This window comes from Nocardia sp. NPDC050412 (genome assembly GCF_044458825.1).
Lineage (GTDB): Bacteria > Actinomycetota > Actinomycetes > Mycobacteriales > Mycobacteriaceae > Nocardia.
Genome location: NZ_JBITIJ010000006.1, coordinates 1 through 12,755 on the forward strand (window position 1 = coordinate 1; position 12,755 = coordinate 12,755).

At 65.5% G+C, this 12,755-nt stretch carries 10 protein-coding genes; 9 read left to right on the plus strand and 1 reads right to left on the minus strand.

The window, feature by feature from the left end; translation table 11 throughout:
* Nucleotides 1-151: 151 nt before the first annotated feature.
* From aroA to ACIBI6_RS17725, 4 genes are read left to right on the plus strand one after another with little or no spacing between them, the layout of a single operon-like run.
* On the plus strand, nucleotides 152-1,462 hold the full coding sequence (gene aroA / locus ACIBI6_RS17710; RefSeq protein ID WP_364343934.1) for a 3-phosphoshikimate 1-carboxyvinyltransferase: 1,311 nt from the start codon (nucleotides 152-154) through the stop codon (nucleotides 1,460-1,462).
* The gene (gene rsgA, locus ACIBI6_RS17715) at nucleotides 1,459-2,445 is read left to right on the plus strand and encodes a ribosome small subunit-dependent GTPase A (RefSeq protein ID WP_364344565.1); all 987 of its coding nucleotides are present in this window, start codon (nucleotides 1,459-1,461) and stop codon (nucleotides 2,443-2,445) included. The genes aroA and rsgA overlap by 4 nt, the downstream gene beginning before the upstream one ends.
* 35 nt (nucleotides 2,446-2,480) lie before the next feature.
* Nucleotides 2,481-2,759, plus strand: coding sequence for a type II toxin-antitoxin system Phd/YefM family antitoxin (locus ACIBI6_RS17720; RefSeq protein WP_396957073.1), 279 nt, complete (start codon nucleotides 2,481-2,483; stop codon nucleotides 2,757-2,759).
* Nucleotides 2,756-3,022, plus strand: coding sequence for a type II toxin-antitoxin system RelE/ParE family toxin (locus ACIBI6_RS17725; protein ID WP_364343940.1), 267 nt, complete (start codon nucleotides 2,756-2,758; stop codon nucleotides 3,020-3,022). The genes ACIBI6_RS17720 and ACIBI6_RS17725 overlap by 4 nt, the downstream gene beginning before the upstream one ends.
* A gap of 71 nt (nucleotides 3,023-3,093) precedes the next feature.
* Here ACIBI6_RS17725 and secA read toward each other — a convergent pair whose 3' ends face one another.
* The gene (secA, locus tag ACIBI6_RS17730; protein WP_364343943.1) at nucleotides 3,094-5,922 is read right to left on the minus strand and encodes a preprotein translocase subunit SecA; all 2,829 of its coding nucleotides are present in this window, start codon (nucleotides 5,920-5,922) and stop codon (nucleotides 3,094-3,096) included.
* Nucleotides 5,923-6,508: 586 nt separating this feature from the next.
* Between secA and ACIBI6_RS17735 the strand changes: the two genes are divergently transcribed.
* From ACIBI6_RS17735 to ACIBI6_RS17755, 5 genes are all read left to right on the plus strand, one after another.
* Nucleotides 6,509-7,921, plus strand: coding sequence for a wax ester/triacylglycerol synthase family O-acyltransferase (locus ACIBI6_RS17735; protein ID WP_364343946.1), 1,413 nt, complete (start codon nucleotides 6,509-6,511; stop codon nucleotides 7,919-7,921).
* Between the two features lie 7 nt (nucleotides 7,922-7,928).
* On the plus strand, nucleotides 7,929-8,486 hold the full coding sequence (locus tag ACIBI6_RS17740) for a DUF6912 family protein (RefSeq protein WP_396957342.1): 558 nt from the start codon (nucleotides 7,929-7,931) through the stop codon (nucleotides 8,484-8,486).
* 95 nt (nucleotides 8,487-8,581) lie between these two features.
* A complete protein-coding gene (locus ACIBI6_RS17745) occupies nucleotides 8,582-9,739 on the plus strand; it encodes a ferredoxin reductase (protein WP_364343949.1) in 1,158 nt (385 codons plus the stop codon).
* 82 nt (nucleotides 9,740-9,821) lie between these two features.
* On the plus strand, nucleotides 9,822-11,237 hold the full coding sequence (locus ACIBI6_RS17750; RefSeq protein ID WP_364343952.1) for a fatty acid desaturase: 1,416 nt from the start codon (nucleotides 9,822-9,824) through the stop codon (nucleotides 11,235-11,237).
* Between the two features lie 99 nt (nucleotides 11,238-11,336).
* Nucleotides 11,337-12,584 (plus strand): fatty acid desaturase family protein, encoded by a 1,248-nt coding sequence (locus ACIBI6_RS17755; protein ID WP_396957077.1) that lies wholly within the window; start codon nucleotides 11,337-11,339, stop codon nucleotides 12,582-12,584.
* Nucleotides 12,585-12,755 lie beyond the last annotated feature (171 nt).

Sequence of the window (12,755 nt, forward strand, 5' to 3'; positions counted from 1 at the left end):
GGGGGCCGTGCGGGCCCCCGCCCGCCCGCCGGCCCGCCCCCGCGGGCGCGGGGGGGGGGGGCGGGCCCGCGAGACACCAGGGGGCCGCGAACCCGCCGCGGCGCAGCCGCGGCAAATCAAACACAGCCCAGCCCGCGTGTCCGGTGACGCGATGGGCGAAGATGGACGGGTGAGTTTCTGGCCAGCGCCCCATGTCGATGTCCCCGTGCACGCGACCGTGACCCTGCCCGGATCTAAATCGATCACGAATCGGGCCTTGATCCTGGCGGCACTCGCCGAGGGTCCCTCGACCATCTCCGGTGCGCTGCGCAGCCGCGATACCGAACTCATGATCGGCGCGCTGTGCGCATTGGGCGCGCGGATCGAGGGCGACGCCGAAACGCTGACCGTGACGCCCGCGCCGCTGCAGGGCGGCAACGTCGACTGTGGCCTGGCCGGCACAGTCATGCGGTTCCTGCCGCCGGTCGCGGCCCTGGCCACCGGTGATGTCGCCTTCGACGGTGACGAGCAGGCCCGGGTTCGCCCACTCGGCACCATCCTGGAGGCACTGCGCCGGATCGGCGCGGATATCGAGGGCGACGCACTGCCTTTCACGGTGCACGGCAAGGGCGCGCTGCGTGGCGGCGCGGTCACCATCGATGCCTCCGGATCCTCACAGTTCGTCTCCGGCCTGCTGCTGTCGGCGGCCCGGTTCGACGAGGGCATCGTGGTGCATCACGATGGCAAGGCGCTGCCCTCTATGCCGCATATCGAGATGACGGTGGAGATGCTGCGGCGCGCCGACGTCGCGGTCGATGCCCCCGCCGACAGCCGCAAAGCCCAGACCTGGACCGTCGCACCCGGCCCTATCCGCGCGGTGAACTGGGATGTGGAACCGGATCTGTCCAATGCCACGCCGTTCCTGGCCGCGGCCGCCGTCACCGGCGGCGAGGTCCGCATCCCGCACTGGCCACGGCTGACCACACAGCCCGGTGACGTGATCCGAGAGATCCTGGTGCGCATGGGCGCGGAGGTCACCCGGTTCGACGGTGTCCTGACTGTGCGCGGCCCGGAGCGACTGGCCGGTATCGATATCGATCTGCACGATGTCGGCGAGTTGACCCCGACGGTGGCCGCCCTAGCGGCACTTGCGGATTCGCCGTCCTGGCTGCGCGGTATCGCCCATCTGCGCGGGCACGAGACCGATCGGCTCGCGGCGCTGTCCACCGAGATCAACCGGCTCGGTGGCAATGTCACCGAGACCGAGGACGGACTCGAAATCACCCCGGCCCCGCTGCACGGCGGCAACTGGCATTCCTATGCCGACCACCGAATGGCAACGGCCGGTGCGATTCTCGGACTCCGGGTGCCCGGTGTGGCGATCGAGGATATCGGCACCACCGCGAAGACGCTGCCCGGATTTGTCGGCCTGTGGGAGCAGATGCTCGATCCCACGCTCACTGATCAGGGAGCGGCCCGCTGAGACGACGCGATTACGACGAGTCGGATGTCCGGGTACGCCCGGGCAAGTCGTCTCGTCCACGCACCAAAACCCGTCCGCAGCACAATGATGCGGAATCGGCCATGGTCGTTTCGGTGGACCGTGGTCGCTGGGGTTGCGTGCTCGGCGGCGATCCGGACAAACTGATCGTCGCCATGCGGGCCAGGGAACTGGGCCGCACGCCGATCGTCGTCGGCGATCAGGTCGACGTAGTCGGCGATCTGTCCGGCAAACCCGATACCCTCGCCCGCATCGTCCGCGTCGGCGAACGCCGAACCGTCCTGCGCCGCACTGCCGATGACACCGATCCGTTCGAACGGATCGTCGTCGGCAATGCCGAACAACTGTTCATCGTGGTCGCCCTCGCCGATCCGCCGCCGCGCACCGGTTTCGTCGAGCGCGCCATGGTCGCCGCGTATGCCGGTGGGCTGCAACCGATTCTGTGTTTGACCAAACACGATCTGGCCGCCGAATCCGAATTCGCCGCCGCCTTCGACGATCTCGACCTCACCATCATCTATGGCGGCGTCGACGACCCCATAGCACCGGTCCTGGATCTGCTCACCGACCGCCTCACCGCCTTCATCGGCCACTCCGGCGTCGGCAAATCCACGCTGGTGAATCGCCTTGTGCCCGATGCGGATCGGGCGGTCGGCGAGGTCTCGGGCGTGGGCAAGGGCAAACACACCTCCACCCAATCCGTCGCCCTACCGCTCCCGCAGAGCGGCTGGGTCATCGACACACCTGGTGTCCGCTCCTTCGGGCTGGCCCACATCACGCCCGACGATGTCATCGCCGCCTTCACCGATCTGGCCGCCGCCATCGAGGACTGTCCACGCGGCTGCACCCATCTCGGTCCCCCCGCAGATCCCGAATGCGCCCTGGATACCTTGCCCGGCAAGGATCGCCGTGTTGCCGCCATCCGCCTGCTACTGACCGCGCTGAACACCAACGAATCCTGGTAATTTCTCGTGTACACAGTTCGGTGTACACTCCAGATGTGGAAGATCAGCTCAGCATCCGTGAGGCTCGAGCCCAGCTCCCTGCCGTCATCAACGCCGCAGTACAGGATGGGCACGTGACAGTCATCACGCGTGCCGGAGAACCCGCAGCCGCAGTGATTCCGCTGTACATGCTCGCCAAGCTCGAAGAGTGGGAAGACGAGCAACTCGGACGCATGGCCGACGAGGCGCTCGCTGAAGGTGGTGAACCAGAACACATCACGCTAGGCCAAATGATGGATGAGATCCTCGATGCTGGACATGAAGGCACGGCGTGAAATACGAATTCCGCTGGACCCCAGCAGCGCGTCGTGCACTACGAAATATCCCGCATCCCGATGCCATGCGCCTGTTGATCGCGCTCACGCTGCTGGGCGATGACCCATACCGACGTGATGGGGTAGATGTCAGAGGTCTCACCGGTCGCCCAGGATTCCGGCTACGAGTCGGCAATTACCGACTGGTATACGAGGTCGATGACGGCAAACTGATCATTCTCGTCATCACCGCCGGACACCGTCGCGACATCTACGAGCGCTAGATACGGGACCGGACACGGCGAAGGCGCGCTCATCGACCTCGAGTCGATGAGCGCGCCTTCGGAATTGATGGTCAGTGCCGACGACGCGACTTCGGTGCGCGCTTCGGCTTGGCCTGCGAGCGGGCCGCCTCGCGACGCTCACGGCGGGTGGCGCCGTCGCCGTACTCCTCGACGTCGCTGTGCACCGCGGCGTGGCCGCCCTCGTCCGGCCCCGAGTAGTGGAAGCCGTTGTTGGCCCGGGAATCACCGATCCCCTTGGCGCGCAACGCCGCCGGCGCGCCATTGGCTACCGGCGCCTCCTGGGTGGGCAGTGGACGCGGCGCGGCGGCGCCGACCGGCGAGCGCAGGCCCGGATCGATCCCGACGCCCTCGGGCTGCGGCTGCTGCACCTCGACCTGCAGGTTGAACAGGAAGCCGACCGACTCCTCCTTCAGGCCGTCCAGCATCGCGGCGAACATATCGAAGCCCTCGCGCTGGTATTCCACCAGCGGATCGCGCTGCGCCATGGCACGCAGGCCGATGCCCTCCTTGAGGTAATCCATCTCGTAGAGGTGCTCGCGCCACTTGCGGTCCAACACCGAAAGCAGCACTTGGCGTTCGAGATTGCGCATCGAACCCTCGCCGGCCAGACCGTCGATCTGCTGTTCACGCTTCTCGTAGGCGTTGTGCGCGTCATCGAGCAGCGCTTCGACCAGTTCGTCCTTGGTCAGGTCGCCCGCCTCGCCGACACCGGTCTCACCGGTCAGCTCCTTGTAATCCAGGCTCACCGGATACAGCGTCTTCAGCGCGCTCCACAGCTTGTCCAGATCCCAGTCCTCGACGTAGCCGTCGGCAGTGGCGCCGTCGACATAGGCGGTGACCACGTCGGTGATCATCTCCTGGACCTGGCCCTCCATATCCTCACCGCGCAGGATCCGGTTGCGCTCGCCGTAGATGATGGTGCGCTGCTGGTTCATCACCTCGTCGTACTTGAGCACGTTCTTCCGGATCTCGAAGTTCTGCTGCTCGACCTGGGTTTGCGCGCTCTTGATTGCCTTGGAGACCATCTTCGCCTCGATCGGCACATCATCCGGCAGGTTGAGCCTGGTCATGATGGCCTCGAGGGCGGCGCCGTTGAAGCGCCGCATCAACTCGTCACCCAGCGAAAGGTAGAACCGGGACTCGCCCGGGTCACCCTGACGACCGGAACGACCGCGCAACTGGTTATCGATACGCCGCGATTCGTGCCGCTCGGTGCCGAGCACGTACAGACCACCGGCATCGCGCACCGCGTCGGCGTCCTCGGCGGTCTGCTCCTTGACCCGCTCCAGCGTCGGCAACCAGGCGGCCTGGTACTCCTCCGGCGTCTCAACCGGATCCAGACCCTCCTTGCGCAGGATGATGTCGGTGATGATGTCCGGGTTACCGCCGAGCACGACGTCGGTACCACGACCGGCCATATTCGTCGCGACCGTGACCGCGCCCGGGCGACCGGCCTCGGCGATGATCTCGGCTTCCTTCTCGTGGAACTTCGCGTTCAGCACGTTGTGTGCGATGCCGCGCTTGGTGAACTGCTTCGACAGGTACTCCGAGCGCTCGACGCTGGTGGTACCGATCAGCACCGGCTGGCCCTTCTCGTGCCGTTCGGTGACATCGTCGACCACGGCCGCGAATTTGGCCTCTTCGGTCTTGTAGATCAGGTCGGACTGGTCCGCGCGGACCATCGGCCTGTTCGTCGGGATCGGGACCACGCCGAGGCTGTAGATCTGGTGCAGCTCGGCGGCCTCGGTCTCGGCGGTACCGGTCATTCCGGAAAGCTTGTCGTAGAGGCGGAAGTAGTTCTGCAGCGTGATCGTGGCCAGGGTCTGGTTCTCCGGCTGGATCTCGACGCCTTCCTTGGCCTCGATCGCCTGGTGCATACCCTCGTTGTAGCGGCGCCCGACCAAGATGCGGCCGGTGAATTCGTCGACGATGATGACCTCGCCGTCGCGGACGATGTAGTCCTTGTCCCGGTGGTAGAGCTCCTTGGCCTTGATGGCGTTGTTCAGGTAGCTCACCAGCGGCGAATTGGCCGCCTCGTAGAGGTTATCGATGCCGAGCTGATCCTCGACGAACTCCACGCCCGCCTCGTGCACACCGATGGTGCGCTTCTTGATGTCGACCTCGTAGTGCAGGTCCTTCTTCAACAGCGGTGCGATGCGGGCGAATTCGGCGTACCACTTCGAGGAGGCGTCGGCCGGACCCGAGATGATAAGCGGCGTGCGGGCCTCGTCGATGAGGATGGAGTCGACCTCGTCGACCACGGCGAAGTTGTGCCCACGCTGGACCAGATCGTCCAGGGAGTGAGTCATATTGTCGCGCAGGTAATCGAAGCCGAATTCGTTGTTGGTGCCGTAGGTGATGTCGGAGTTGTAGGACTCGCGACGCTCGGCCGGGGTCATACCGGACAGGATCACCCCGACACTCAGCCCGAGGAAGCGGTGCACGCGGCCCATCCACTCGGCATCGCGCTTGGCCAGGTAGTCATTGACCGTGACCACGTGCACGCCGTCGCCGGAGATCGCGTTCAGGTAGGCGGGCAGCACACAGGTCAGGGTCTTGCCCTCACCGGTCTTCATCTCGGCGATATTGCCGAGGTGCAGCGCCGCGCCACCCATGATCTGCACCTTGTAGTGCTTCTGGTTCAGCACCCGCCAGGACGCCTCACGGGCCACCGCGAACGCCTCCAGGAGCAGATCGTCCAGCGATTCGCCGTCCGCGTAGCGGTCCTTGAACTCGTCGGTCTTGGCACGCAGCTCGTGGTCGGTGAGCTCCTCGACCTCGGGCCCGAGCGCGAGGACCTCTTCCGCGAGATGGGCGAGCCGCTTGACCGTGCGTCCCTCACCAATCCGTAGCAACCTCGTCAGTGTCAGCGCAGGCACGGGTCTCGTCAGTCCTCTGGTCGGTGTGTCAAATGTTCGGCCGTCACCCTGGGCGGGCAGTGTGCACATGGCCCCCGCCGAGCACGGCGGAATCCGCAGCACGCTTCATGGTAATGCGGCATCCATGGTAGGTGCCGATGACCAGCGACATCGCGCCGCATCCGCCGCTACCGCCGAGGCGATAGCCGTTTCTTCTCACCGTACCCGTGTGTCGGCCGTCGGAGCGGGTGGGAATCCGCTGGACCGGAACCTGTTTCAGCGCGGGTGTCATACGATATGAGTCGTCCGTCGTGCCGGACGCCGTGAACCTGATCTACCAGGGGCAACCCGTTATCCGACGGCACGTGACGACACCAAAGGGCAGCGCGGCTCAAAGGCATCCGTTATACGGCACCAGATTAATGTGAGCGGATCGAGTTCCTCCGGTCTCGATCCAAGGCAGCCTTCCACGGAACCAAGCGTGGGTAAAGGGATGCGCGAATATCGCTGGATATGCCACAGGGGGCAGGACGAACCGTTGTGGGCGACCACAATGGGCGGTGAGACGGCTCGGGTGGGAGCCACATCGGAAGGAGCACCGGGCAGCGTGATCACGAGATTGACGCCGCAGGACGCGTCGTTCTATCGGCTCGAGTCGAGCAGCAATCCGATCCATATCGGCTCTCTCGCGATCGTCCGAGGTAGCGACTCCGCACAGGAGGAAACGGCACTCGACTACGACAGACTGGTCGATCTGGTGGAGAGCAGGCTTTCGCTGGTCCCCCGCTATCGCAGGAAGGTGCGCGAAATCCCGTTCGCGCTCGGCCGCCCGGTCTGGGTGGAGGACAGCCATTTCGATATCACCTATCACATCCGCCGCTCCGCACTGCCCGCTCCGGGCAACGACGGCCAGCTGCACGATCTGGTGGCGCGGCTGGCGTCGCGACCGCTCGATCAGAGCCGCCCGCTGTGGGAGATGTATTTGATCGAGGGCCTGGCGCAGGGCCGGTCCGCGATCTTCACCAAAACCCATTCGGCGCTCGTCGACGGGGATACCGCACTCGAGATCGGGCACGTCATCCTCGATACCAGCGCATCACCGCGCGGTATCGCCGATGACGCCTGGGTGGCCCCACGCGAACCCAACGAGATGGAACTGATGATCGGCGCGCTCACCCACCTGGCCGCGCAGCCGCGCGAGGCGCTCGAGGTCGCGCGCGATGCGAGCGCGCAGGCGTTCTCGGTGGTCGAGGCCGCGGGAAAGGCGGTGGATTCGATGGTTTCGGCCGTGCGTGCGGCCACCATCGGCGCACCGGACAGCCCATTGAACGCCAAGACCTCACGCAACCGCCGCTTCGATGTGGTGCGCACCGATCTCGAGGACTACCGCAAGATCCGCAAGCGCTTCGAATGCTCGATCAACGATGCGATCCTGGCCGTCGTCACAGGGGCGCTGCGCAATTGGCTGCTCTCGCGCGGTGAGGCACTCACCGAATCGACCGTGCTGCGCGCGGTGGTGCCCATGTCGGTCTATGTCGAAGGCATCGACGACCAGCTGAAACCCGCCAGCGAGGTCTCCTCGTTCCTGATCGATCTGCCGGTGGGCGAACCGAATCCCGTGATGCGCCTATCGCACATCTCCCATGCCACCGAGGCCGATATCAAGCATCGGCGCGGGGTGCGGGCGCGCACCCTGGTGCACCTTGCCGGCTTCGCTCCGGCGAGCCTGCATGCGATGAGTGTGCGGGCGGCGAGTACGTTCGCAGAGCACACGTTCAATCTGGTGATCACCAACGCACCGGGTCCGCAGACCCCGATGTATATCGGCGGCGCGCGGATGCTGGAGATGTATCCGGTGTCGCCGCTGCTGCGCAACCAGGCCTCGAGCATCGGGATCACGTCCTATGACGGACGCGTCTTCTACGGACTCAATGCCGACCGCGACGCGATGGCCGATATCGGCGTGCTGGCCGCGTCGGTGCACGAGTCCATGGAGGAGATGCTCGGTGCCTGCGTCTGAGAACATCATGCGGGTCTATATCCCCGCCACCGTGCCGATGCTGCGGGAGCTCGTCGCGAACCGGGAACTGCGACCGGCCGGCGGAACCGCCTTCGCGGTCACGCCGACGCTGCGCGAGGCCTACGCCTCCGGTGACGACGATGAATTGGCCGAGGTGGCGATGGCGGAGGCCGCGCGGGCCTCGCTGCGCCTACTGGCCGCCGAGCGCGAGGAGGCCACCGAGGCGTCCGACGACGAGGACACCGACGCCGACGACCCCGCCACGACCTATCACAGCCCGGTCTATCGACGCGCGGTAATCGCCGCCGATGTGACCGGCGCGAAGCTGCGCCCCGATCTCGACGACGCAGTGGTCCGACTGGCCGGATCGATCAGTTACGACCGGATCGCGTCGGTGCACGTCGACCTGGCCGAGGCCGAACCCGAGGTGGCCAAGGCGGTAGATGTCATCGATGCCGCCGACCTCGGCGATGCCGATGCCGAATTCGTGCTCGGTGATGCCGAGGACCATCAGCTGGCCTGGTACGCGGCCCAGGAATTGCCGTTCCTGCTCGAATTACTGTGACGGGCAACCTACACGTCACGTAGTAACCTACGATGCCGTAACCTGGCTGCGAGGCGGCCTCACCGGTCGCTACGACAGGGAGACGAACGGCGGCAATGGTCTTGAAAAAAGCGGCACTCTCGGTGCGCACAGTCCGGGAGTGGCTGGAGGCTCCGGCGGCGGACGTCGCCGAACGCGGTGGACGGCTGAACGTGCTGCGCGGCGCCGTCGCGCGCGTCACCACGCCACTGCTGCCCGACGACTATCTGCATCTGGCGAATCCGCTGTGGTCGGCGCGTGAGCTGCGCGGCCGAATTGTCGAGGTGCGCAAGGAAACCGCCGATTCGGCCACCCTGGTCATCAAGCCGGGGTGGGGCTTCGACTGGAAATACGAGCCGGGTCAGTACATCGGTATCGGCATGCTGGTCGACGGCCGCTGGCACTGGCGCTCCTACTCGCTGACCTGCCCGCCGAACTGGACCGATCCGGAACATCGCGGCAAGCGCCTGATCTCCATCGCGGTCAAGGCGATGCCCGAGGGGTTCCTGTCCAGCCACCTTGTCAGCGGGGTCGCCGCGGGCACCATCGTCCGGTTGGCCGCACCGCAGGGCGGTTTCGTGCTGCCGTCGCCGCCGCCGGAGAAGGTGCTGTTCCTCACCGCGGGCAGCGGCATCACCCCGGTCATGGCCATGCTGCGCGCGCTGGATCGCCGCGATGTGGTCACCGATGTGGTGCACGTGCACTCCGCGCGCACCCGTGACGATGTGATGTTCGGCGCCGAACTGCGCGATCTGCACGATCGCCACCCCAGTTTCTCCTCGCATCTGCACCTCACCGATGAGCAGGGCCGGTTCTCCCTGACCACATTGGACGAACAATTCCCGGATTGGCGCGAGCGCCAGACCTGGGCCTGCGGTCCGGCCGCCATGCTCGACGAGATCGAACAGCACTGGCGCGAGGCGGGCATCAGCGACCGGTTGCATGTCGAGCGCTTCGAGATCGAGCGCTCCGCCGTGGGTGAGGGCGGCACCGTGACATTCGGCAATACCGGGCGCACTGTCGAGGTCGACGGCGCGACCAGTCTGCTGGAGGCTGGCGAATCCGCCGGTGTGCAGATGCCGTTCGGCTGCCGGATGGGCATCTGCCAAACCTGTGTCATCACACTGACTTCCGGACATACCCGCGATCTGCGCAATGGTGACGAGCGCCGCGAGGGTGACAAGGTGCAGACCTGCATCTCGGCCGCAGCGGGCGACTGCACACTCGACATCTGAGACAGCGACACTCGCAGACGCACCGTCCCCGGGGGATCCGCCAGGTACCCTCGAGATAAATTCAGTCAGGGAAAGGACCCCGGTGGCCATCGCCGATATCAAAGCGTTCGCCCATCTCACGGCGGCTGACATCGAAACACTGGGGCAGGAACTCGATTCCATTCGGCGGTCCGTCGAACTGTCCCGCGGCGAGCGTGACGCAAAGTACATCCGGCGCACCATCGCGGCACAGCGTGGCCTGGAAGTGCTAGCGCGCGCGGTGCTGTTCGGCAGCCGCAATCGGTGGGCTTGGCTGACCGGGACGGCGCTCCTGTCGGTCGCCAAGATCATCGAGAATATGGAGCTCGGGCACAACGTCAGCCACGGGCAATGGGACTGGATGAACGATCCGGAAATCCACTCCGGCACCTGGGAATGGGATATGACCGGGCCCTCGGCGCAGTGGCGGCGGGCGCACAACTATTCGCACCACACCTACACCAATGTGCTCGGCAAGGATGAGGATCTCGGCTTCGGCATCCTGCGGATGACCCGCGACGAGCAGTGGCGGCCGATCCATCTGATCCAGCCGCTGGCCAATATCCTGCTCGCGGCCACCTTCGAATGGGGTATCGCGCTGCACGACTTGAGCATCGAGAAGGAGCTCTCCGGCACGCCGCCCAAGGAGCGGATGTCGGAGCCGAACAAGGAGTTCGCCCGCAAGATAGCCCGCCAGGTGGCCAAGGACTTCCTGTTCTACCCCGCGCTCACCGGACCGGCCTTCATGTCGACGCTCAAGGCGAACGCGACCGCCAACCTGGTGCGCAACCTGTGGGCATATGCGGTGATCTTCTGCGGCCACTTCCCCGATGGCGCCGAGAAATTCACCATCGAGCAGCTCGAGGGCGAGACCAGCGGCGAGTGGTATCTGCGCCAGATGCTCGGCAGCGCCAACTTCAAGGCCGGACCCGCGATGGCCTTCATGAGCGGCAACCTCTGCTACCAGATCGAACATCACCTGTTCCCCGACCTGCCGAGCAACCGGTATCCGGAAATCGCCGAGCGGGTCCGCGAATTGTGCGACAAGTACGACCTGCCCTACACCACCGGCTCCCTCGGCAAGCAGTATCTGCTGGCCTTCCGGACCATCCACAAGCTCGCACTGCCGGACCGTTTCCTCAAGCGCACCGCCGATGACGCACCGGAGACCTCCTCGGAGCACAAGTTCGCAGGTATCTCACTGCCCGCCATGCCGTCGATGCCCAATGCCGAGCGCTGGGCCGACAAGTGGAACGAGACGCACTGGCTGCCCGTCGACCCCGAGACCGGTAAGCGGCGCGGCCTGCGTTCGGCGCTCAACGAGGCCAAGGTGGTGCTGCGGGAGACGGCGCGGCACGAGAAGGAAGTGCTGCGCGAGGCCAAGCTGGCGCTGCAGGAAAAGGCCCGTCAGGAGAAGGCGACATTGCAGCGTAAGGCCATGCGCGAGCGGGCGATCCGCCGCATCCGCCGCCGTAAGTGACCTAGCATCCCCCAGCCGCATTGGCAATGGGGGATTTGCCACACTCCGGAGACACACCTCGCAACCTACGGTCTCGTAACTTACGGTACTGTAACCACCATGGCGATTTCGGATGTCAAGGAATACGCGCACCTCACCGAAGCCGATGTGGAGGCGCTCGGTGCGGAGTTCGACGCGATCCGGCGCGATATCGAGTCCACGCGCGGTGCTCGGGACGCGCGGTATATCCGCAATGTCATCCGGCTGCAGCGTGCGCTCGAGATCAGCGGCCGCGCGGTGCTGTTCGCCAGTTTCCTGCCGCCCGCCTGGTTCGCCGGTGTGGCCCTGCTCAGCACGGCCAAGATCATCGAGAACATGGAGATCGGGCACAACGTTATGCACGGGCAGTGGGACTGGATGAACGATCCGGAGGTCCACTCCAGCACCTGGGAATGGGATAACACCGGCCCGTCCAAGCACTGGAAGCAGACGCACAACTATCTGCACCACAAGTACACCAATGTGCTCGGCATGGATGACGACATCGGCTACGGCCTGCTGCGCGTCACCCGGGATCAGCGGTGGAAGCCGTTCAATATCGGCAATCCGGCCTACAACCTGCTGCTGCAGCTGTTCTTCGAATACGGCGTGGCGATCCAGCATCTGGAGCTGGGCAAGGTGCACCGGCTGAAGGAGGGTTCGCCGCAGCGGGCCGAATTCGAGGTCAAGCGCCGCGAGGTGCTGGTCAAGATAGGCAAGCAGGTCGGCAAGGATTACCTGCTGTTCCCGCTGCTGACCGGGCCCGCCTTCTTCTCGACGCTCACCGCGAACCTGACCGCCAATATCATCCGCAATGTCTGGACCAATGCGGTGATCTTCTGCGGCCACTTCCCCGACGGCGCGGAGAAATTCACCAAGGCCGATATCGACGGCGAATCCAAGGGCCAGTGGTACCTGCGCCAGATGCTGGGCAGCGCCAATATCTCGGGTGGTCCGGTCATGCACTTCATGACCGGCAATCTGAGCCACCAGATCGAACACCACCTGTTCCCGGATCTGCCGAGCAACCGCTACGCCGATATCGCGGTGCGGGTGCGCGCCCTGGCCGAGAAGTACGACCTGCCCTACACCACCGGTTCGCTTCCGGTGCAGTACTTCAAGGCCTGGCGCACCATCCTGAAGCTGGCACTGCCGAACAAGTACCTGCGCGCGACCGCCGACGACGCCCCCGAGACCGCCTCGGAGCGTAAATTCGACGGCGCCATCATGCCGAGCTTCGATCCGGTCACCGGTAAGCGGCGCGGCCTGCGCACGGCGCTGAAGGATAGCCGCCGCCGGTTCGCCCGGCGGGCCGTCGCCGCCGGCTGACGCACAGTTCGTAGGCGAAGGTGCCCACGGAAGTCCGTGGGCGCCTCAGTCTTTCGAGTATCCGGAAGCGAGTACCGACAGCATCCGGCTGCTTGTAGCCGCGCTGTCACGACGGCCACAGCCGGTGAGCGCGGGCAGCCGTTGATGAGTCGTGCGGCCCGAGTCAGCCGG